This is a genomic window from Tardiphaga sp. 709, from assembly GCF_032401055.1.
GTDB lineage: Bacteria > Pseudomonadota > Alphaproteobacteria > Rhizobiales > Xanthobacteraceae > Tardiphaga.
The window spans coordinates 4,797,859-4,819,755 of the sequence record NZ_CP135529.1 but is presented as its reverse complement, the minus strand read 5'-3'; the positions used below and the strand labels follow the sequence as shown (position 1 = coordinate 4,819,755).

Sequence of the window (21,897 nt, the reverse complement as noted above, 5' to 3'; positions counted from 1 at the left end):
GCGCAGTTCTATTTGGTAGCGTTTATTTTGAATGAACGCGAAAGCCCCATGGTTAACTAACAGTTTGCACAGCGATTATCGGCTATCGGTGCGATGTTCCCGCGTGAACTTCACGTTAAACTCATAGGTATACGAACGGGGGATTGATTGAACGTTGGGGGACCTGATGTCTGTTCGTCGCAAGCGATTTCGCATTGAAGAAGTTTTCGGTACTGCACCTATGCCCAATGAAGTGGTGGGCAGCAGCGAGCCGATGCCAATGCATCGCGAAATCATGGCTGAGCTCCGCGCGATCCGCGCGCAGATGGGAGCGCCGGCCCGCAACGCCGTGACAGATCAGGTCGGCGCCGCCGCCGATCAGCAGGTTGCGGAAGCACAGGCTCTGCTCGCAACCTACCGCGCTCAGATCGAGCAGTGCGAAAAGCTCAAGATCGAACTCGATCTGATCCACGACGCCATTACCCGCACCAAGATGGAAATCGCAGTTCTTCACGGAAAGAGCTTCGAAGGCGACGAAATGGCGAAGGTCAACGGTGAACTCGGCGCCGTCGTCGGCGGCACCGAAGAAGCCACGCAGCAGATTCTCGCCGCAGCCGAAGCCATCGATAATGCATCGACAGCGCTCGGCAAGGTGACCTCACCCGATCAGCAGAAGCAGATGCTGGAAGAGATCGGCGATAACGTCGTCGCGATCTTCGAAGCCTGTAACTTCCAGGACCTCACCGGCCAGCGCATCAGCAAGGTGATGACCACGATGAAGTTCATCGAAAACCGCATTACTGCGATGATGGACATCTGGGGTGGCGTCGATGAGATCAAGGCGCATGCGCCGGCCAAGGTCGATGACCGCAGCGAAGACGACAAGCTGCTCAACGGCCCGAAGCTGGACGGCGACGTCGGCCACGCTTCGCAGGACGATATCGACGCGCTGTTCGGCTAACGCCGAAACCTGCGCGCAAGGTTAGAAACGACTTAACGCCGGGCCGCAACGCCCGGCGTTTTTATCATCACGAAGCAGACCAGTACGATCAACGCTCCCGCCGTCCCGAGCAGCAGTACAGTGCGGTCCGACAGCGTCTCGACCGCGGATGCCACCACGAACGGTGCAAAGGCCTGCACGAACAGAGCCGGCCGCGCGATACGGCCGATGACGCGCCCATACCCGACCGGACCGAACATCAGAAGCGGCAGCGCACCGCGCGCGATGGTCATGACGCCATTGGCCGCGCCGAAGCCGATAGCGAACAAGGCCGCCAGCGGAAACGAAATCCCTGCAAAGGCCAGCATTGCGAAGGCCGATACTACCAGCACCACCGCCCCGCGCGCGATCCACAGCGGATGGGTGCGCCCCGCCAGCATGAAGTCTGCCAACCGCGATGCCACTTGCGCCGGACCGAACATCGCACCGATGGTCACTGCCGTTGCAGCACTGAGCCCGCCGCGCTCCAGCAGCGCCAGCAGGTTCGACGTCACGCCCGACAGAATGAAGCTGTAAAGCGAGAACGCCGCCGCCAGCAGGATGAACGGCCAGCCTTCCGGGCGCAGGGTTGCCTGCTGGGGGACGACAACGGCGTCCGCCACGGGCAGAGGCGCGACGGCGACGTGGCGCGGCAATGCAAAAGCATGAAGCGGCGCAACGACAAAGGCGAAGATCGCTGCGAAGGTCAGATACGTCCCGCGCCAGCCGACAGCCTCAAGCAGAAGATGGGTCGCCGGCCAGCCGACCGTCGAGGCGAAGCCACCTGCAAAGGTCACGAAGGTGATCTGCCGCCGCGCCGAGGCACCGAAGATGCGCGTCAGCGTGGCGAAGGCGGGATCGTAGAGCGACGCAGACATTGCAGCGCCGAGCAACAGCCAGCAGGCCAGATAGGTCGCGGGATGATCGGCTACTGAAAATAGAGCGAGGCCCAAGGCACCGGCCAATGCGCCCGATGCCATGACGACATTACCGCCGTGGCGGTCGATCAATCCACCAACCACCGGCGACAGCAGTCCCGATACGATCAGGCCCAGCGAAAAGCCCGCCATGCCGAAGGCCAGCGACCAGCCATGCGCCGCCGTGACATGCGGCATGGTCAGCACCGGTGGATAGATCAGGATGCCCCAGGTCAGGATCTGGGTGAATGCCAGCACAAGGACCGCGCGGCCCGGTCCGAAAACAAGGTCGCGCAATCGGTGCATGGGTTCACGTCTTCAAGGGAGTGGCGGGGCCCGCCTTACGCCTCAGGTCAGGCCTTGTCAGGTCAGGCCTTGTCAGGTCAGGCCTTGGGTGCGCAACGGACATAGACCATGTTGCCGTAGCGAACCGCAGCGTCCTTGTCGATGAAGCGCGTGACCAGAATCCGACCGTCGAAGGAGACGATCTCGCGATCCTTCTCGCCACCGGCGGGACCGGGCGGGCCGATATAGTTCTTGCCGCTCGGCGAGCCCTTGAGGCGCAATTCCTGCGGCGTCGCCTCGTCGGCGAGATGCATGATGACCCCGCCAGTGGCGCCCTGGCCGATGATATAGGGCTGCTTGCACTGGCCGCGCGCGGCATTCTCGGTGCGAACGCGATCGTTGGGATTCATGTAGGACGCCAGACCCCAGCGGCCGACGAGTTCTTCCGAGCGGATCGAGGCTGGCAGTTCCGGCGCCGGCGGGGGCTCCGGCGGCGGTGTCGGCTGCGAGTTCCCAAAGCTGAACCCGCCCAATCCACCAGACGTGCCGCACCCGCCCAATGACAGCGCCAAAGTTGAAACGATCGCCAGATGGGCAACCGTGCGGGCGTAGCGTGACCTGATCATATTATCCCCTAGAGCAAATTCCCCGGCTGCCCGTCCCGGCAGCCAAGCGCAAAACACCTGACGGCGCAATGAGGTCGGCAGAATTACGCCGACTCTCCATTATGGTTTCCAGATCATCCTATATTGGCCTCACCAAGGCCTTAAGGCCTCGCTTGACTCAAAAAGCGTCTGGCCATATTTCCCGGACGCTCAATTAGCACTCCCGGAGCGCGATTGCTAAGGGAATGAGCCGGCCGCCCCCGAGCGTTCCGGCTGGATTCCCGCCCGCCTCCGAGATGGCAACGAAATCGCAAACCCTAAAGGGACACTCCCATGGCCAAGACCAAATTCCGCCCGCTGCACGACCGCGTCGTCGTCAAGCGCATCGTCGCCGACGAGAAGACCAAGGGCGGCATCATCATCCCGGACAGCGCCAAGGAAAAGCCGTCTGAAGGCGAAGTCGTCGGCGTGGGCCCTGGCGGCCGCGACGAAGCGGGCAAGCTGATCCCGATCGACATCAAGGTCGGCGACAAGGTTCTGTTCGGCAAGTGGTCGGGCACCGAGATCAAACTCGACGGCGAAGAACTCCTCATCATGAAGGAGTCGGACATCATGGGCGTGATCGCCTAAGCGACTCGCTTCAGCCTCCCCACACGCCGTCATCACCGGGCTTGTCCCGGTGATCCACGTCTAGGCCGCAAGCTCGGCAAGGCGTGGATGGCCGGGACAAGCCCGGCCATGACGGAGCTTTAAACTTCCCAAATTGGAGCACCATCAACATGGCAGCCAAAGACGTTAAATTCTCCGGAGACGCGCGCGATCGCATGCTGCGCGGCGTCGACATTCTCGCCAACGCCGTCAAGGTCACGCTCGGTCCGAAGGGCCGCAATGTCGTGATCGAGAAGTCGTTCGGCGCTCCGCGCATCACCAAGGACGGCGTCACCGTCGCCAAGGAGATCGAGCTCGAGGACAAGTTCGAGAACATGGGCGCGCAGATGCTGCGCGAAGTTGCCTCGAAGACCAACGACACCGCAGGCGACGGTACCACCACCGCCACCGTGCTGGCCCAGGCCATCGTCCGTGAAGGCGCCAAGTCGGTTGCTGCCGGCATGAACCCGATGGACCTCAAGCGCGGCATCGATATCGCCGTCGCCGCCGTCATCAAGGACATCACCAAGCGCGCCAAGCCGGTTGCGTCTTCGGCTGAAGTCGCTCAGGTCGGCACCATCTCCGCCAACGGCGACGCCGCCATCGGCAAGATGATCGCCCAGGCAATGCAGAAGGTCGGCAACGAAGGCGTCATCACGGTTGAAGAGAACAAGTCGCTCGAGACCGAAGTCGACATCGTCGAGGGCATGAAGTTCGATCGCGGCTACCTGTCGCCCTACTTCGTCACCAATGCCGAGAAGATGACCGCCGAGCTCGAGGACGTGTACGTCCTGCTCGTCGAGAAGAAGATCTCCAGCCTGCAGGCCATGCTGCCGGTGCTCGAAGCCGTGGTGCAGTCGGGCAAACCGCTGCTGATCATCGCTGAAGACGTCGAAGGCGAAGCGCTCGCCACCCTCGTCGTCAACCGCCTGCGCGGCGGCCTCAAGGTTGCTGCCGTCAAGGCACCGGGCTTCGGCGATCGTCGCAAGGCGATGCTGGAAGACCTTGCGATCCTGACCGGCGGTCAGCTCGTCTCGGAAGATCTCGGCATGAAGCTGGAAAGCGTCACGCTCGCCATGCTCGGCCGCGCCAAGAAGGTCGTGATCGACAAGGAAAACACCACCGTCGTCAACGGCGCTGGCAAGAAGCCGGCCATTGAGGCCCGCGTCAACCAGATCAAGGCGCAGATCGAGGAAACCACCTCGGACTACGACCGTGAGAAGCTGCAGGAGCGTCTGGCCAAGCTGGCTGGCGGCGTTGCCGTCATCCGCGTCGGCGGCGCGACCGAAGTCGAAGTGAAGGAAAAGAAGGATCGCGTGGATGACGCGCTGAACGCGACCCGCGCGGCCGTTCAGGAAGGCATCGTCCCCGGTGGCGGCACTGCGCTGCTGCGTGCCAAGAAGGCCGTCGGCCGTCTCACCAACGAGAACGCCGATGTGCAGGCTGGTATCAATATCGTGCTGAAGGCGCTGGAAGCTCCGATCCGCCAGATCGCCGAAAACGCCGGCGTTGAAGGTTCGATCGTGGTCGGCAAGATCCTGGACGAGAAGTCCGAGACCTTCGGCTTCGACGCGCAGACCGAAACCTATGTCGACATGGTCGCCAAGGGCATCATCGATCCGGCCAAGGTGGTGCGTACTGCACTGCAGGACGCCGCCTCGGTTGCCGGCCTGCTGGTCACCACCGAAGCCATGGTCGCCGAACTGCCGAAGGAAGCTGCACCGGCGATGCCGGGCGGTGGCGGCGGTATGGGTGGCATGGGCGGAATGGGAGGCATGGGCTTCTAAGCCCTGCTTTCACGCTCAACTGTATTGTGATCGAAGGCCGCCTCCGGGCGGCCTTCTTTTTTGCCCTGATACAATGCGCCTGCGACTTATGGCCTTTCGCCTTGGTCGCGGTTCTGATTCAATCCCGTGATTAATCTCGCATGGGCGGAATCAGATAAATCCGCCCGGAGACACGTCGATAACGTCCAGGGACTTTGGAAATGCGCGCGCTTCATCTTTGTCTGCTCGGCCTTACGGTCACCGCCTCGGTTGGAACCGTCCACCACGCTTTCGCGCAGGTGAAAGCCGCGCCGAAGAGCCAGCCGGCAGGCCCCGAGACACGCTATTTCACCTCGATCGACGGCGTCATGAACGGCAATGCCGACGTCATCCTGCGGGAGACGCGGCAGGGCAAGGCCGTCACAGCCGCGACGCTTGATGTCTGCTATCCCGCCGAGAAGGGCAGCGACCGCAAGGATCGCTTCGTCGCCAATCTCACAGTCAGTGGTTCGACGCTCACCGGCGCAACGCAGACCCAGGTCGACAAGCTGCCGGTGACCATCAAGCTGAACCGCCGGCCGACCGGCGACACGTTCGAGTTCAAGGGACAGATCTCGGTCGGTCAGACCAACAACAACGTGACCTCCTCGGACAATTCCGATCAGAGCGAGAAGGAATTCCAGGACAATCAGTCCACCGACGACAACATCGCGCCCGCGCCGAAGGATTTCACCGAAGTCTCGCCAGAAGCCATCGCGGTGAAGATCAAGCTCGAAGCGGCGCTCGATTTCGTGCGCACGCTGCGCGGGCAGAATGTCGAAGTCGCATTGAACAGTCTGACAGTCTCCTGCGACGCGCTACGTGCCGGCGAGCAGGTCATCAGCCTCGCCATCGATCCGGAACGCGCTGCAGCGTTCGTCGCCAAAACCAAGACCTATCCCGGCGTCGTCAATGTCGGCTGGACCACGGGCGCTATCGACATGGATCGTACCGTGCGCTTTGCAGCCGCCGACTGGCGCGATGGCGACAAGATCAATCGCGACAAGGTTGCGACCACGCTGGCGAATGTGCTCGCCAGGACCATGTCCGGCAAACCTGCCGCCACGTCATGGGACGACGAGACCGGAAAGCTCAAGCTGACCTTCAAGCGTCCGAGTCAGGTTCTGCCCGCGCTAGAATTGACCGAGACGGTCGAGGTCAGCGCGATCATCGCTCCCGACAAGCCCGGCACGACGGATAAGCTCATCCTGTGGGTCAGCACACCGTCAGTAACGACCGCGGATGAGACTTCGGGTGCGAAGCTGGCTCTCGCGGATTCGCCGACCGCCGATGAAGAAAGCGATCCGCGCGATGACAACGGCGCGGTTGCAGCCGTCGCGGCGGAGTTCAAGGCACAGCGTTGGGATGCAGATAATTCGAACTGGAAGTAGCACGTAAGACTAAGCGCTCTTTCTTCCCCTCTCCCCCAGCGCAGCAAAGCTGCGCGCCGCGGGAGAGGGTGCCTGAGCGCAGCGAAGGCGGGAGAGGGCCGGAGTTCGTGGCGCCCCCTCTCCCGTCTCGAACCGCTTTGCGGTTCGATCCACCCTCTCCCACCTCGCGGAGCTACGCTCCGCGGGGGGGGGCGAGGGAGGAAACGCCCGTGCTATCAGTTCGTATTCAGCCGAAACCGCAGCGACTTCGGTCCGACGAATGTCACAACGTCGCCCCGCCGCTGCCAGTTGGCGGCCGCGCCGAGATCGGCGAGCAACTGATCGTCCATCGTGGCCTGTGCGTCCGAGCAACTGCGGTTCTCCATCGCGCCGGCGACGAAGACGACGGTGTTGCCGGCGACCGAGAACTGGCCCTTTCCGCCCTTGCACCACAACTCCACCCGCGCCTCGCCGGCGTCGCCGATTTCCAGATTGGGAATTCGCTTCGAGCCGGGCTGACGTTGCGCATCCAGAGTCATTTCCATGCCGAATGGAAACTCGTCGGCGGCATGCACAGGGACGGCAATCAGAAACGCAGCACCGGCAAGAGTGGCCCGCAGCAAAGTGGTCATGGCAGTCATATGAATTCTCGGCGTGATGGGATCGGCGACAATGGCCGCGGTTCTACGCGCGGCGGCGCTGGTTGACCAGAACCGTCGGGAAACAATATGGCGCGACAACGAAAAATCCCCGCGGCCTTGCAGCCACGGGGATTCGTCATTGTGACGTTGCGTGCGCCCTACGGCGCCAGAACCATCAGCGTAAACGGATAGACATAGGCCTGCAGCATCACGAACAGGCCGACCATGCAGGCCAGCACGATCGAGTGCCAGAACACGAAGCGCAGGATTGTGCCCTCATGCCCGAACCAGTTGGTCGCGGTGGACGCCACAACGATCGATTGCGCGTCGATCATCTTGCCCATCACGCCACCGGACGAGTTCGCCGCGCTCATCAGGATCGGCGACAGACCGAGCTGTTCGGACGTGATCCTCTGCAGGTTGCCAAACAGCACGTTCGATGCAGTATCCGAACCGGTGAGCGCCACGCCGAGCCAGCCAAGCAGTGTGCCGAAGAACGGGTACAGCACACCGGTGGCAGCGAAAGCCAGACCGAGCGTCGCGTCGACACCCGACAGGCGCGTGAGCGTGCCTATGGCCAGCATCGCCGAGATGGTGATCAGCGAATAGGCGCAGATCTTGATGGTGCGGCCATATTCCACAATCATCTTCGCAGGCGAGAAGCCCATGATGAAACCGGAGATGATCGCAGCCAGCAACATGCCGCTGCCAGTATAGGAGACGTAGGTGAACGCGAACACCGCGCCTTCCGGCGTCGGCTTGGCGGCCACCGGCGGCACCTTGTTGATCATGTTGTGCAGCTCAGGCACTGGAAAATTCCAGGAGAAGATCGGATTGACGATCCCCTTGAACCAGTTGGTGCCCCAGACCAGCAGGATGACGCACAGGATGATCCATGGGGTCAGTGCGCTCCAGACCTGAGCCGAGGTCAGCTTCTCCGTGCTCATCGGCTTCACCGGTGGCACGGTCGACGCCGAGTCGTCATGCTGGCGCAGCGCGGCCGAGGTCCAGATCGTCTTGGGCTGCCAGACCTTCAGGAACAGGATCAACGCGCCCATGGAGATCAGCGAGGCGCCGATGTCGACGATCCACGGATTGATGAAGTTCGAGATCACGAATTGCGGGATCGCGAAGGAGAGCGCGGTAACGAGGATGGCAGGCCAGACTTCCTTCATGCCCTTCCAGCCGGCAAAGGCCCAGACCACCCAGAACGGGACGATCATGGAGAAGACCGGCAACTGCCGACCGACCATCGCGCCCAGAATGAAGGGGTCGAAGCCGGTGACGGTGGCAAGGCCCTGGATCGGAGTGCCGAGCGCGCCATAGGCGACGGGCGCAGTATTGGCGATCAGCGACAGGCCGGATGCTGCCAGCGGCGAGAAGCCGAGGCCGATCAGCACGGCGCCGGTGACGGCCACCGGCGTACCGAAGCCCGACGCGCCTTCGAAGAATGCGCCGAACGAAAACGCGATCAGCAGGATCTGCAGACGCCGATCATTGGTGACGCCGCCTATGGCGCGCTGCAGTACCTCGAAACGGCCGCTGTCCACCGTGAGGCGATACATGAAGATGACGTTGAGGACGATCCAGCCGATCGGGAAGAAACCGGTCACGACGCCAAGTGCCGATGCGCGAAGCGACATGTTGGCGGGCATCGTGAATGCGTAGATCGCCACAAGATTGGCGAGCACCAGCGCAATGATCGCTGCGATATGCGCCTTGACCTTGTTGGTGGCGATCAGCACCAGCAGGACGACCACCGGTATCGCGGCTACAAGCGTCGAGATCGCGGAGCTATTGAATGGATTGTAGACCTGATTCCACATGGTCGTTCTCCCCCTTTATATTATTGCAGCGGCTCGATCGTTATCGATCGGCAAATTGCTGATTGTTCACTTGCGAGGGCATCCACGATCGGTCAAAGCCGATAGCGCCCATAAGCTACGCGAAGGCGAGGCCCCCATGCCTCGCTTTTGGTGATGCTAGGGTGAATCACAGTTTCGCGACAAGGTGCCGCAGGCCATCAAACCAGCTACTTTAGTCTAAACGCTGGAATTCATTTCTGATCTTAAGGGCTTAGAGCCCTCCTCCCGGAGACGACCTGTGAATAACATCCGCTCCACGCTCGCGACCGTTTGGCGGATCGCGGTTCCTTATTTTCGTTCCGAGGACAAATGGGCGGGACTCGGCCTCCTCACGGCGGTGATCGCCATCGAGCTGGCGGTGGTCGGTCTCAGCGTTTTGTTCAATCGCTGGAACAACACCTTCTACAACGCACTGCAGGACAGAAACCTCGACGTCTTCACCTATCAGCTCGCTTACTTCAGCGTGCTTGCGGCGATCAACATCGCACTCAAGGTCTATCAGCTCTACCTCAACCAGTGGCTCCAGATCCGCTGGCGGCGCTGGATGACCGAGCGCTATCTCGGCAACTGGCTCGCCGACGCCAACCACTATCGCATGCAGCTGCAGGGCGACGCTGCCGACAACCCGGATCAGCGCATCGCCGAAGACGTGAAGCTGTTCGTGGAGAAGACGCTCGACATCGGCATCGGCCTGCTGAGTTCGGTCGTCACGCTGTTCTCCTTCGTGATCATCCTGTGGGGCCTGTCCGACGCGGCACCGCTGCATGTGTTCGGTCGGGATATCCCGATCCCCGGCTATCTCGTCTGGGGCGCACTCGTCTATGCCGTGATCGGCACTGCGCTGACGCACTATATCGGCGCGCCATTGATGGCACTGAATTTCCAGCAGCAGCGCTATGAAGCGGACTTCCGCTTCAATCTGGTGCGTGCGCGCGAAAATGCCGAGCAGATCGCTCTGCTGCGCGGCGAACCGGTCGAGCGCCAGCGACTCTCGACCCGCTTCCAGCTGGTCGTCGGCAACTGGATCGACATCATGCGCCGCACCAAGAAGCTGACATCCTTCACGGTCAGCTATCAGCAGATCGCGATCATCCTGCCCTATGTTCTGGTCGCACCGGCCTATTTTGCGGAGAAGGTCCAGCTCGGCGCCGTGATGCAGACCGCGGATGCGTTCGGCACCGTGCAGGGTGCGCTTTCATTCTTCGTCACGGCCTATCGCACACTGGCGGAATGGCAGTCCGGCGTGATGCGCCTTGATGGCTTCGAGACAGCCATTGCCAATGTACAGGCGCTGACGACCAAGGCTGATATCGTTCACGCCACTGAGACCGGCACCAGTGACATCGCACTGAGCGATCTGACGCTCACCCTCCCCAATGGCGCTCCCATGGTGCAGACGCCGGGCTTCAGCTTCCGCCGCGGGGAACGCACGCTGTTTACGGGCCCATCGGGCTCCGGAAAATCCACGCTGTTTCGCGCCATCGCCGGCATCTGGCCATTCGGCAAGGGCAAGATCTCGATCCCCGCGGATGCGGCGATCATGATGCTGCCGCAGCGGCCGTATTTCCCGGTCGGCACGCTGCAGGATGCGGTGGCTTATCCTGCCGGGACCGACGCGTTCAGCCCAGAGGAAGTCGCCGATGCAGTCAGGGCCGTGGGTCTGCCTGCGCTGGCGACCCGGCTTGACGAAGATGGCCACTGGAATCGCATGCTGTCGCTCGGTGAACAACAGCGTCTCGGTGTCGCCCGTGCGCTGCTGCAAAAGCCGCAATATCTCTTCCTTGACGAGGCTACCGCATCGCTCGACGAACCATCGGAAGCGGCTTTGTACCAGCTGCTGGAAGACAAGCTGCCTGGCACGACCATCGTTTCGATCGGCCACCGCAACACGCTCGATGACTTGCATCGGCGCAAGGTGTCGCTAACGCGGTCCGGCGATCATTTCGCGCTGGGAGATGCAAGGGCCAGGACGGAAACCGCCTGAGGCGTGACACGCCCCGCTAGAGCCTTTCCGTTCCGATGGAATCGGAACGGGGCTCTAGCTTCTTGTTTGACGCGTTTTCTTAACGCGAACCGATACCCACTTCGCTCGAAAACGCTCTAAAGCCAGTGCCGCGGCCAGTCGCGGCCTGCCGCATAGCGATGCCAGACAAACGTGAAGCTCGCGAGCAGCAGCGCGCCGACCAGCACCGGCGCGAGCAGGAACGTCCACGGTAGTGCGTGAGACACGACAAGCAACGGATTGATCCCGGCAGGCGGGTGGAATGTGCCGGTGACATACATCGCCAGCACGGCGAGGCCGACTGCCATGGCGGCGGCCCAGGCATGGGGGCCAGTCAGCTTGAGCACCGCGAGCCCTACCAGCGTCGCGACGATGTGTCCGCCGACCAAAGCGCGCGGCTGCGCCGGCTCGGCTTCGGGTGAGCCGATCACGAGGACGATCGAGGTCGCAAAAGGGATGATGACCAGCGGATAATGCGCAACGGCCGAGAAGAACTCCATCACACCGATGGCAATCCCCGCCCCCAGCCCGGCAACGGCGCCGGCCAGCGCATTGCGATGATTGTTGCGACGGATCGTCTTCGCTGCGCGCCGCAACCAGTCCCGATTCATGGAAGCCCTATCCCAAAAGAAAAGGGGCGGCAGATTGCTCTGCCGCCCCTTCGATCTCAGTCGAAGTTCTTACTTCAGGTTCGACATCGCGGTCAGGTCAGCCGAGAGCTTGACGATGCCGGTCGCGCCGCACCAGCTCGAGCCAGCGCCCGACGGGTTGATCGCGGTCACGTTGTTCGTGCCCGAAGCAGTGAAGTCCGAGGTGAAAGCGTTGCAATCACCCTTGGACAGGTTGGTGTCCGAGTAACGCAGGTCCAGCGTGAAGACCTTGTAGGTGAAGCCGATGCCGATGTTCCAGGTGTTGTAGTCGGCGTACTTGATGCCGTTCGGGAACTGAGCGGTACCGTAGAAGGCATCTGAGGTGCCCAGCCACTGACGACCGAACTCACCCGAGACGTAGGAGCCGATGCCGGTCGAACCGAACCAGGTCGACGGCGCGATCACCTTACCGGTGATCGAAGCGTAGGTGCCATCAGCGCCGGTGTTCAGGAAGTTCGGCGAGTAGAAAGCGTTACCGCCGAGCGAGAAGTAGTCGTTGAAGGTGTAGTTCACCTTCGCGTAACCCTCGTAGAAGCTGACGTTCTTCTTCATGACGTTGAAGGCAGGACCAGCAACGTTCGAGCCGACCGGGCACACGCCGCCGCCGCCAACGACGGAGTCGATGCACTGGCCACCCGGATAACCGTAGTACCAGAAGCCGAAGTCGAACGCGGCTGCGCCCCAGGTCGGGCGGATACCGAAGTAGCCGTCGAGCTCCATGGAAGCGCGGTTGGTGAACGAGATGCTCTCACCGGCGACACCAGCGTAGATCTGAACGTCCTTGGTGATGTTGTAGCGCGGCTCGAAGTAAGCTGCGACTGAGCCCTTCTGGCCGTTGGACTGGGTGATACCACGGAACACGTAGTTGCTCATGATCGCGCTGCCGAACGCGATGTCCCAAGGATCGTAGGCAGCCACGATCGGCGGCGCCTTCTTGTACATCTTCGCGCCCAGATCGGCTGCGGAAGCCGAGCTCATCCCCATGGCGAGCACCGCAGCAGAGGCGACAACAATCTTCTTCATGACATTCCCCATCACTTTTGAAACCAGAGGCAGTTCCGTGTCCGAAAGACGGCGAGACCGCGAAATTCATCGACTGAACGCAACTTTGAGGCGCAAAGCCGGAGTGGTGAAGGAAAAAAAACGAGCAAGTGCCGCCTAAATAGGCGTTCTGACGTTTCCGTAAGAGGTTGTGGCGCGGTGTTGCAAAAGCACAACGTTTTTGGAGGGATTCCAGCCCGAAAATACCACCACGGGGAATTACCACTGACTGGGAATTGTGGATTGCCGTCCCTGGAGCGGTTAACAGGTGCCCGGTCAGAGCCTCCGGGCCGACGACCAGTCGAATCGCCTGCAAATTCAGGACACCCGGGCATCGGTTGAAATACGCATGCGCGACAGAGCCAGACCAAGCAAAAACCGCAGCGGCGAGCGCTGCGGTTTTCCGGAGTTTATTGGCGAGTCAGGAACGCCGACTTGATCCGGTCCGACTATCTGGTTTCGTCGTGATCGGGCGACGTATCGCCAGGAGATTCGATTGCCGTCGTCTCGCCTGAAGAATGTCCTTCGACCGGTGACGGATCAGGCTCCGGCGTCGCCCAGCTCGGTGTCTCAGCGATTGCCGGTGCGACCGGCTTGGGCTTGGGAGCACGCGGCTTGCGCGGCGGCTTCGGCGGCAGCGCAACCGGCGCTGGAGCTTCTGTCACAGCGGGTGCGGGCGCCGTGCTCGACAACAGCGTAGAAGGAACCTTCACGGACTTCTTGGCAGCTTTCTTCGGCGTTGCTTTCTTGGCAGCCTTTTTCGGCGCAGCCTTCTTCACTGCCTTCTTGGCCGGAGCTTTCTTCGGCGCCTTCTTGGCAGATTTCTTCGCGGCTTTCTTGACAGTCTTCTTGGTGGCTTTCTTGGCCGCCTTCTTCACCGTCTTCTTGGCTGATTTCTTCGCAGCCTTCTTCGCGGATTTCTTGACTGACTTCTTGGAGGACTTCTTCGCGGGTTTCGCCGCCGTCAAAAGCTTCTTCTGCTTTTTCTTGTCCTTCTTCGACTTCTTGCCTTTAGCCATCGTGGTCCTCCTGTTGGCGCCGATCCAAAAGGGACCGGCGTTTCAAGTCTTCCGCGCCAGCACATGGCCAGTTTAACGCGGGGCCGGTGTCACAAATAGGTGTCACAATTAGATCAGTTCAATCCTGGCCTGGGACCGCCTGTCGCCCAATCGAGTAGCTCAATCGTATGTACGACCGGGACTGACGTCCCTCCGGCGATCTGAACCATGCAGCCGATGTTGCCCGCAGCGATGATATCCGGCTTGACCATCGCGATGTTGGCGACCTTTCGATCGCGCAACCGGCTCGCAATATCAGGCTGGAGAATGTTGTACGTCCCCGCCGAACCGCAACACAAATGGCTCTCTGGGATATCTTTCACCACGAATCCATTCTTGGAAAGCAATTCTTTGGGAGCGTGTGTGATTTTCTGCCCATGCTGCAGCGAACACGCCGAGTGATAGGCGACGACGAGGTCGCTTTGTTTGTCAGGCTTCGGCAGATCCATGGCGCTGACATACTCGCTGATATCCTTCGCCAGCGCAGAGACCTTGGCGGCCGGCGCGGCAAACTCCGGATCCTCGCGCAGCATGTAGCCATAGTCCTTGATAACGGTTCCACAGCCGGACGCCGTGACCAGGATGGCGTCGAGACCGCCCCGGTCTGCCTCCCCGAGCCAGACGCCGATATTGGCCCTGGCCCGCGCCAGCGCATCCCGGTCGCGGCCGAGATGATGGGTCAGCGCACCGCAGCACTGTTCGTCCCGGACCAGCACGACCTCGACGCCATGACGGGTCAAAAGGCTGATAGCAGCCTGGTTGATTCGCGGCGCCAGCACCTGCTGGGCACAGCCCTGCAGGAGTGCGACCCGGCCACGGCGAGCACCGATCGCGGGAAAAACGCTGCCACCCGATGGACCGGCGGCGGGTAACTGCTTCGGCGCCATGGTCAGCATCGCCTTCACGCGGCTAAGCAGGTTCGGGTTGGATTGCTTGCTGGTCGAGGGCAGCAGCGCCCCCAGCGGCCGCGCCAGCCGGGCCATGGTCATGCTCAGGCGAAACAGACCGGGACGCGGCAGCACCCAGGCCAGCACGTCACGCAGCAACCGCTCGGAGAGCGGCCGTCTGTAGTCCTTCTCGATCTTCACCCGCGCCTGATCGACCAGATGCATGTAATTCACGCCGGACGGGCAGGTCGTCATGCAGGCGAGGCAAGAGAGGCAACGATCGACATGCTTGACCACCTCCTGCGTCGGCTTCTGATCCTTTTCCAGCATCTCCTTGATCAGGTAGATACGGCCGCGCGGACTATCGAGTTCGTCGCCAAGCAGCACATAGGTCGGACAGGTCGCCGTGCAGAAACCGCAATGCACGCATTTGCGCAGGATCTTGTCGGCCTCGGCAATATCCGGATCGGCCAGTTGGGTCGGGGTGAATTCGGTTTTCATGTCGCAAGTCTTTCAAGTACCAAGGCCACGCGACATCCGGCCGCGATTGAGAATGGTCTTCGGATCGAAACTGTTACGCACGCGCTCGCCGAGCGCCGCGATGCCTTTGGGCTGCGGATGAAACACGTCAATGGCACGGCGCACATCTTCCGGCGCGCGGATCAGCGTCGCATGGCCACCGGCTGCATTGACCAGCTTGCGGAGTTGCGCTGCTTGCGCATCGGCCGATGGCGGTAGTGCCGCCCAAATCAACCCGCCGCCCCAGTCATAGATGACCTCGCCTTGCGAGCCTTTGGCGATAGCTTGGCCAAGCGCACCGCCGGATGCCGGCGGCGTCACGATGCGCCAGACCGGCCACATCGCACGCGGCCCGCTCGCTGCGAATGGCGTTACGTCACGGACAGCCGCCCACAATACCGCGGACGCAGCGTCTTCAAGTATCCCAGCCACGCCGAATGGCTTCAGCGTCGCGCTCAGTGACACCGCACGCTGCGACGCGGACGGGGTGATGCCTTCAAGGCGGATCAGCGTGGCCGACTGGTCGGGCGACCCGATTTCGCCAAGCGCGCCCTGCGTGGTGCGCAACGCCGAGCCGGGCAGATGCGCGGCACCTGACACATCGAAGGGCGACCCCAGCGCCACGGTCATCGCCTTGTTCGCTGCGATATCATCGAGTCCGCGCAGCACCAGCGTGCGCTCGCTCTCCGCCCGCGGCATCACCTTGAGGGTCACTTCCGTCATCACGGACAGCGTGCCCCACGCGCCGGCGAGCAGCTTGCAGACATCATAGCCGGTGACGTTCTTCACTACCCGGCCGCCAGCCTTGTAGCTGTCGCCAAAGCCGGACACCGCATGCAGGCCAAGCAGATGATCGCGCGCACCGCCGGCCTGAATGCGCCGTGGCCCGGCGAGCCCGGCCGAGATCATGCCGCCGATCGTGCCGATATCCGGCGTGCCCAGAAGCTGTGACGTGTTCATCGGCTCAAAGGAGAATTGCTGGTTCTTGGAATCGATCAGCGACAGCACGTCGGCCATCGGAGCGCCTGCCTGTACGGTGAGGATCAATTCGTTCGGCTCATAGGACGTCACCGCATTGAGCGCCGACAGATCAAGCACCGCATTGGTCGCAATGGGCTGGCCGATCATGCGCTTGCTGCCATGACCGATGATCTCCAGCGGCTGCTCGCTGGCAATCGCCGCGCGCACCGCCTGCTCGACGTCCTGAGCGTCTCTGACTTTCAAAATATCCACGGATGCGTCCAACTAAAATCGTGGCAAATCAGGGAAAGCGAGCTTGCCACCATGCACATGCACACGGCCGAGTTCGGCACAACGATGCAATGTCGGGAACACCTTGCCGGGATTGAGCAGACCCTGCGCGTCGAAGGCGCATTTGATGCGCTGCTGCTGGTTGAGATCGACCTCGCTGAACATCTCCGGCATCAGGTCGCGTTTCTCGATGCCGACGCCGTGCTCGCCGGTCAGCACGCCGCCGACCTCGACGCACAGTCTCAGAATATCTGCGCCGAAATCCTCTGCGAGCTGCAACTCGCCGGGCTTGTTCGCATCGTACAGGATCAACGGATGCAGATTACCGTCGCCGGCATGAAACACGTTCGCGACGCCAAGACCGTATTTGGCAGACATCTCCTTCATGCGGCGCAGCACCAGCGGCAAGGCCGCGCGAGGGATCGTGCCGTCCATGCAGAGATAATCCGGCGAGATACGACCCACGGCAGGGAATGCCGCCTTGCGGCCAGACCAGAACAGCAGGCGTTCCTGTTCGGAGGTCGATATCTGGCAGGTGGTCGAGCCGCAGCCGAGCGCTATCTTCTCGACGCGCTTGATAAGTTCGTCGACCTCGACGCCAGGGCCATCAAGTTCAATAATTAAGAGCGCTTCGACATCGAGCGGATAACCGGCATGAACGAATGCTTCCGCCGCGTGAATGGCGGGCTTGTCCATCATCTCCATGCCGCCGGGAATGATGCCGGCGCTGATGACATCGGCAACGCATTGGCCGGCGTGCTCGACCTCGGCAAAGCCGATCATCAGCGCACGCGCCGTTTCCGGCTTCTGCAAGATGCGCACGGTGATTTCGGTGATGACACCCAGCAGACCTTCGGAGCCGGTGATGATCCCCATCAGGTCGTAGCCCGATGTCTCCGCCGTCTTGCCGCCAACGCGAATGACTTCGCCCGACATCAATACGATCTCGCAGCCGAGCAGATTGTTGGTGGTCATGCCGTATTTGAGGCTGTGCACGCCGCCGGAATTCTCCGCAACATTGCCGCCGATCGAACAGGCGATCTGCGATGACGGATCCGGCGCGTAGTAGAAGCCGGCATGCGCCACCGCCTGGCTGATGGCGAGATTGGTGACGCCGGGCTCGACGACGACGGCGCGGTTGTCGAAATCGATCTCGCGCACGCGCTTGAACTTGCCGAGACCAAGCAGCACCGCGTCGGCCAGCGGCAGCGCGCCACCGGATAGTGACGTGCCCGAGCCGCGCGGCACCACCTTGATGCCGTTCTCGTGACAGTATTTTAGAACTTTTGAGACCTGCTCTGTCGTATCGGGCAAAACGACGACCATCGGCGGCTGACGATAGGCCATCAGCCCATCCGACTCATAGGGCAGCATTTCTGCAGCGCTGGAGATCACGCCCTCGCCCGGCACCAGCTTGTGCAGCGCAGCGACAATGGCCTCGCGCCTTGCGAGGACAGCCTGATCCGGCGCGGGCATCATGATGGTCATTGAACGCGCACTCCCGAAGATCGCAGCGATCACTCGGCTGCTTTGTCATGAATCAACCACGTCCATGCGGCTTTGGGTAGCTTACCAAAGTGTGACGTGCCGGGACGCGCGGCATTCGCCATCGCACTTGTGGACTACTCGGAGCGTGTGCAACAAACTAAGCTGGAAAGCCAACCAACAAAAAGAGCCATCCATGAAGTCTGTCACTTTCGGCGCCCTGATCGTCCTTGCCGCCTCGACCGCCTCCTCCTTCGCACTTGCACAGGACGTCGCCGCCGGGAAATCCTCCTTCAACAAGTGCCTCGCCTGCCACGCCGTCGGCGAAAACGCCAAGAACAAGGTCGGTCCGGAACTCAACGGGTTGAACGGCCGCAAATCCGGCACCGCCGAGGGCTATTCCTATTCGGACGCCAACAAGAATTCCGGCATCACCTGGGATGAAGCGACGTTCAAGGAATACATCAAGGACCCGAAAGCCAAGATCCCGGGCACCAAGATGGCCTTTGCCGGCATCAAGAAGGAATCCGAGGTCAACGACCTCTGGGCCTTCCTCGCGCAGTTCGACAAGGACGGCAAAATCAAGCCGTAAGCGCTGAAGTCTTTTGGTTTGACGCGGCTTCTCGATGCGAACCGGTGCCCACTGCGCTTGAAAACGCGCTAGGCGCCGGCCGCCATCTTGGTCGGCAGTACCGCCTGCACGACGAGGCCGCGGGCGCGGGCATCCATCACGCCGACGGCGCGCAGCGCCAGCAGCGTGACGGTCTGCACCGCGTCGCGCAGCTTGGCCTGATCTTCGAGATTGTCAGGCGCCATCGGCCCGACCAGCGCTTCATGCAACGCGCCGAGCAGTGCAGCGGCTGCGAGCGCCGTGTCCTGCGCCGGCAGATGACCGGCGCGAATAGCAGCCGCAATGCGGGATTCGACTTCGCCGGCGATCTCGCGGCGGCTGGCCAGCCGCGACTCCGTCACATCGACCTCGACCGGCTCGGCCAGGATGCCCCACGACAATTTGCGGTGAGAGACGACATGCACGGCCACTGTGGTCACCGCAGCGGCGAGCGCCGATGACGGTCCCGGCGCAGCATCCGCAGCCCGGCGGATCGCGGCCAGTTCATCGCGCGAGACGTCAGCGATGAGTTCGGAAATCAGGTCGGCCTTGGACGGGAAATACCGATAAACCGTGCCCGCTGCGACATTGGCGCGAACCGCAACCGGCGCGATCTGAACCGCCGCCATGCCACCTTCGGCACAGGTTTCGCGTGCCGCCGCCAGAATGGCGCTGCGCCGCGCCGCAAGCCGCTTCACGACTTGATGGGTCCGTCGGTAAACCATGAGCGTCTCATCCCCGGCACCCCTTGGCCAACCTGACGGCTGTCACAAATAAGGCGCGTAACTTCAAGGTTTTGAGCGAGCTCCGAGGTGCTCGCGATAAGAACTGAACACTAGTTCAGACTCATTGACAAGGTATTTTGCGCATAGCGGGATTCAACTTTTCGGGTAGGCCTAGCCGCCGAATCCGAGCGCGCGGGCGGCCGCAGCCACTGCCATGCCGGTGATGACGGCAATGAAGTCGTTACGGCGGATGATGGTCACGGCCATTGCGGCGAGGATCGCGAAAACCACGACCGGCCCGCCATTGACGGCCACGGGCAGCGCGGCGGCGACGATGATCGAGCCCGGCAATGCATCGAGCATCCGCCGCACCCGCGGCGTGACGTTGACGTAGCCCATCAGCCAGTAGCCTCCGAGGCGCGAAGCCACCGTGACCGCGGTCATGACCGCGAAGGCGATTATCACATCACTGCGCAAAAATTCCGTCATGCGGACACACCCGCCGGATGCTGCGGTTCGGGTTCGTCCATGAGCCCGGCACTGATCGCTCCCGATAGCGCGCCGGCGATGATAAACCACCAGCCCGGCACCAACCAATGCACCGCGAGGGCAATGACGCCCGACACGAGCCAAGGAATGGCACGGCGGCGCCCCTTCCAGGCAGGCACCAGCATCGCGGCATAGAAGGCCGGCATCACCAGATCGACGCCGTACTTTCTCGGGTCAGTGAGTTGTTCGGCCAGCAGGAAGCCCGGGATCGCCGAGAACAGCCAGGTGAAATACAGCACGATGCCGCCGCCGAGATAGAACGCCGCGTCGGCCCCGCCATGATCGCGGTAGCGCATGGCCGCGAGCCAGCCGCCATCGGTGACCAGCAGCATCGACGGATAGGCCTGCCAGGCCGGCAGCGTCCCGAACCACGGCCGCAGCGTCGCGCTCATCAGGAAGAAGCGGATGTTCACGGTGAGTGTCAGCAGCGCCAGCGTCGCGATCGCCCCCGGCGTCAAAACATCCGGCCACGACTGCACCGCAACAAATTGCGACAAGCCGCCATAGACCGTCGCCATCATCACCTCGACTTCGGCAAGCGAGAGGTTCTTCTGCGCGCACAGCGCACCGAACGCCATGCCGAAAGCGAGCGTGCCGGGCAGCATCGGGCCGATGGCAATGATGCCAGGCACGATGGCGGCCTTCGACCAATAGGCCGGTGCTTTAAGGATGTGGGTGGCGTGCATCGACTGATCCGCGTGATGCCGAAAGGCGAGATCATGCCTGCGGATCTCACGCGATCAGGTCAAGTGATGCGGATTCATATGCGCCATGCAGCGGCGGATATGAGACCAAAGACTACTCCCAGTTCAGCGCGCCGCCGTTCTGGTACTCGATCACACGCGTTTCGAAGAAGTTCTTCTCCTTCTTCAGATCCATCGCTTCCGACATCCATGGGAATGGGTTTTCCGTCTCGTTGAAAACAGGCGCGAGACCGATCTGCGCGCAGCGGCGGTTGGCGATGAAGTGCATATAGGTTTCGCACAGCGCCGCATTCAGTCCGAGGAAGCCGCGCGGCATGGTGTCCCGCCCATAGGCCGCCTCGAGCTCGGCGGCCGTGCGGATCATGTCGCGGATTTCCTCCTGGAACGCTTTTGTCCAGAGGTGCGGATTCTCGATCTTGATCTGGTTGATGACGTCGATGCCGAAGTTCAGGTGGATCGATTCATCGCGCAGGATGTATTGATACTGTTCAGCGATCCCGACCATCTTGTTACGACGGCCGAGCGACAGGATCTGCGCAAAGCCCGTATAGAACCACATGCCCTCGAAGATCACATAGAAGGCCACGAGATCGCGCATGAAGGCCTGATCGGTTTCGGGCGTGCCGGTCTTGAAATCGGGATCGTCGAGATGCTGGGTGTGCTTGAGCGCCCAAGCGGCCTTCTCGGTGATCGAGGGCACCTCGCGATACATGTTGAACAGCTCGCCCTCATCGAGGCCGAGGCTTTCCACGATGTACTGGAACGTGTGCGTATGCACGGCTTCCTCGAAGGACTGTCGCAGCAGATACTGGCGGCATTCCGGATTGGTGAGGTGGCGATAGATCGCCAGCACGATGTTGTTGGCAACGAGACTCTCCGATGCTGCGAAAAAGCCGAGATTGCGCTTGATCGCGCGGCGTTCGTCTTCGGTGAGGCCGTCGCGCGACTTCCACAGTGCAATATCAGCCTGCATCGAGACTTCGGTGGGCATCCAATGATTGTTGCAGCCGGCGAGATACTTCTCCCACGCCCACTTGTATTTCAGCGGCAGCAGCTGATTGACGTCGGCGCGGCAGTTGATCATGCGCTTCTCGTCCACCGAGACGCGGCCGCCGGAGCGATCGATGGTGCCGAGGCCGGTTTGATCGATGGATGTTTCAGGGAGCGGGATGAAGGCGGGCGCCTTGGGGGCGGATGAGGTATCGGACCAGTCGAGCATGGGTGTTCCTTTGAATTCTGTGTCGGCTCTCATGGTGAGGAGCCCGCTTCTTCAGCGGGCATCTCGAACCATGAGTGTGTCGTCACTCATCCTTCGAGACGCG

Annotated in this window: 20 protein-coding genes; 6 read left to right on the top strand and 14 right to left on the bottom strand. The window is 61.7% G+C overall.

All coding sequences use genetic code 11. The features are described from left to right. Positions 1-166 precede the first annotated feature (166 nt). A complete protein-coding gene (locus tag RSO67_RS23360; protein WP_089261924.1) occupies positions 167-940 on the top strand; it encodes a protein phosphatase CheZ in 774 nt (257 codons plus the stop codon). 32 nt (positions 941-972) lie between these two features. Here the strand turns inward: RSO67_RS23360 and RSO67_RS23355 are convergent, their stop codons facing one another. Both RSO67_RS23355 and RSO67_RS23350 read right to left on the bottom strand, forming a co-directional pair. Then, positions 973-2,181: an MFS transporter gene (locus RSO67_RS23355; RefSeq protein WP_315840767.1), complete on the bottom strand. Its 1,209-nt coding sequence runs from the start codon at positions 2,179-2,181 to the stop codon at positions 973-975. A gap of 77 nt (positions 2,182-2,258) precedes the next feature. Beyond that, the gene (locus RSO67_RS23350) at positions 2,259-2,786 is read right to left on the bottom strand and encodes a hypothetical protein (RefSeq protein ID WP_068733601.1); all 528 of its coding nucleotides are present in this window, start codon (positions 2,784-2,786) and stop codon (positions 2,259-2,261) included. A 312-nt stretch (positions 2,787-3,098) separates the two neighbouring features. On the opposite strand from RSO67_RS23350, the gene RSO67_RS23345 reads away from it, so the two are divergent. The 3 genes from RSO67_RS23345 to RSO67_RS23335 all read left to right on the top strand — a co-directional run bounded on the left by RSO67_RS23345 (position 3,099) and on the right by RSO67_RS23335 (position 6,609). Further along, the gene (locus RSO67_RS23345) at positions 3,099-3,395 is read left to right on the top strand and encodes a co-chaperone GroES (protein ID WP_089261928.1); all 297 of its coding nucleotides are present in this window, start codon (positions 3,099-3,101) and stop codon (positions 3,393-3,395) included. Between the two features lie 149 nt (positions 3,396-3,544). Next, a complete protein-coding gene (gene groL, locus RSO67_RS23340; RefSeq protein WP_068733597.1) occupies positions 3,545-5,200 on the top strand; it encodes a chaperonin GroEL in 1,656 nt (551 codons plus the stop codon). 200 nt (positions 5,201-5,400) lie between these two features. After that, entirely contained in the window at positions 5,401-6,609 is a 1,209-nt protein-coding gene (locus RSO67_RS23335) for a hypothetical protein (protein WP_315840766.1), read from the top strand. Positions 6,610-6,824: 215 nt separating this feature from the next. Here the strand turns inward: RSO67_RS23335 and RSO67_RS23330 are convergent, their stop codons facing one another. Together RSO67_RS23330 and RSO67_RS23325 are read right to left on the bottom strand one after the other, a co-directional pair. Continuing rightward, positions 6,825-7,229, bottom strand: coding sequence for an META domain-containing protein (locus tag RSO67_RS23330; RefSeq protein WP_410001773.1), 405 nt, complete (start codon positions 7,227-7,229; stop codon positions 6,825-6,827). Between the two features lie 158 nt (positions 7,230-7,387). Next, positions 7,388-9,055 carry an L-lactate permease gene (locus tag RSO67_RS23325; protein WP_175366442.1) on the bottom strand — a complete coding sequence of 556 codons (1,668 nt, stop codon included), beginning with the start codon at positions 9,053-9,055 and terminating at the stop codon, positions 7,388-7,390. A gap of 277 nt (positions 9,056-9,332) precedes the next feature. On the opposite strand from RSO67_RS23325, the gene RSO67_RS23320 reads away from it, so the two are divergent. Continuing rightward, a complete protein-coding gene (locus RSO67_RS23320) occupies positions 9,333-11,078 on the top strand; it encodes an ABC transporter ATP-binding protein/permease (RefSeq protein WP_315840765.1) in 1,746 nt (581 codons plus the stop codon). 116 nt (positions 11,079-11,194) lie between these two features. Here RSO67_RS23320 and RSO67_RS23315 read toward each other — a convergent pair whose 3' ends face one another. From RSO67_RS23315 to RSO67_RS23290, 6 genes are all read right to left on the bottom strand, one after another. After that, positions 11,195-11,707, bottom strand: a complete 513-nt coding sequence (locus RSO67_RS23315) for an HPP family protein (RefSeq protein ID WP_089261937.1) — start codon at positions 11,705-11,707, stop codon at positions 11,195-11,197. Between the two features lie 69 nt (positions 11,708-11,776). Then, on the bottom strand, positions 11,777-12,769 hold the full coding sequence (locus tag RSO67_RS23310; protein WP_315840764.1) for a TorF family putative porin: 993 nt from the start codon (positions 12,767-12,769) through the stop codon (positions 11,777-11,779). A 467-nt stretch (positions 12,770-13,236) separates the two neighbouring features. After that, entirely contained in the window at positions 13,237-13,806 is a 570-nt protein-coding gene (locus RSO67_RS23305; RefSeq protein ID WP_315840763.1) for a hypothetical protein, read from the bottom strand. Positions 13,807-13,919: 113 nt separating this feature from the next. Then, a complete protein-coding gene (glcF, locus tag RSO67_RS23300) occupies positions 13,920-15,233 on the bottom strand; it encodes a glycolate oxidase subunit GlcF (protein ID WP_315840762.1) in 1,314 nt (437 codons plus the stop codon). Between the two features lie 12 nt (positions 15,234-15,245). Further along, on the bottom strand, positions 15,246-16,484 hold the full coding sequence (locus RSO67_RS23295; RefSeq protein ID WP_315840761.1) for an FAD-binding protein: 1,239 nt from the start codon (positions 16,482-16,484) through the stop codon (positions 15,246-15,248). A 12-nt stretch (positions 16,485-16,496) separates the two neighbouring features. Then, the gene (locus tag RSO67_RS23290) at positions 16,497-17,990 is read right to left on the bottom strand and encodes an FAD-linked oxidase C-terminal domain-containing protein (protein ID WP_315840760.1); all 1,494 of its coding nucleotides are present in this window, start codon (positions 17,988-17,990) and stop codon (positions 16,497-16,499) included. Positions 17,991-18,183: 193 nt separating this feature from the next. On the opposite strand from RSO67_RS23290, the gene cycA reads away from it, so the two are divergent. Then, complete coding sequence (gene cycA, locus RSO67_RS23285; protein WP_115034028.1) at positions 18,184-18,579, top strand: cytochrome c-550 CycA; 396 nt, start codon at positions 18,184-18,186, stop codon at positions 18,577-18,579. Between the two features lie 68 nt (positions 18,580-18,647). On the opposite strand, the gene RSO67_RS23280 is transcribed toward cycA, so the two are convergent. From RSO67_RS23280 to RSO67_RS23265, 4 genes are all read right to left on the bottom strand, one after another. Beyond that, positions 18,648-19,322: a TetR/AcrR family transcriptional regulator gene (locus RSO67_RS23280; RefSeq protein WP_175366435.1), complete on the bottom strand. Its 675-nt coding sequence runs from the start codon at positions 19,320-19,322 to the stop codon at positions 18,648-18,650. Between the two features lie 171 nt (positions 19,323-19,493). Continuing rightward, positions 19,494-19,811: an AzlD domain-containing protein gene (locus RSO67_RS23275; RefSeq protein ID WP_315840759.1), complete on the bottom strand. Its 318-nt coding sequence runs from the start codon at positions 19,809-19,811 to the stop codon at positions 19,494-19,496. Next, a complete protein-coding gene (locus tag RSO67_RS23270) occupies positions 19,808-20,557 on the bottom strand; it encodes an AzlC family ABC transporter permease (protein ID WP_315840758.1) in 750 nt (249 codons plus the stop codon). Before RSO67_RS23270 ends, RSO67_RS23275 begins: the two co-directional genes overlap by 4 nt. A 112-nt stretch (positions 20,558-20,669) precedes the next feature. Beyond that, complete coding sequence (locus tag RSO67_RS23265) at positions 20,670-21,794, bottom strand: ribonucleotide-diphosphate reductase subunit beta (RefSeq protein WP_315840757.1); 1,125 nt, start codon at positions 21,792-21,794, stop codon at positions 20,670-20,672. Positions 21,795-21,897 lie beyond the last annotated feature (103 nt).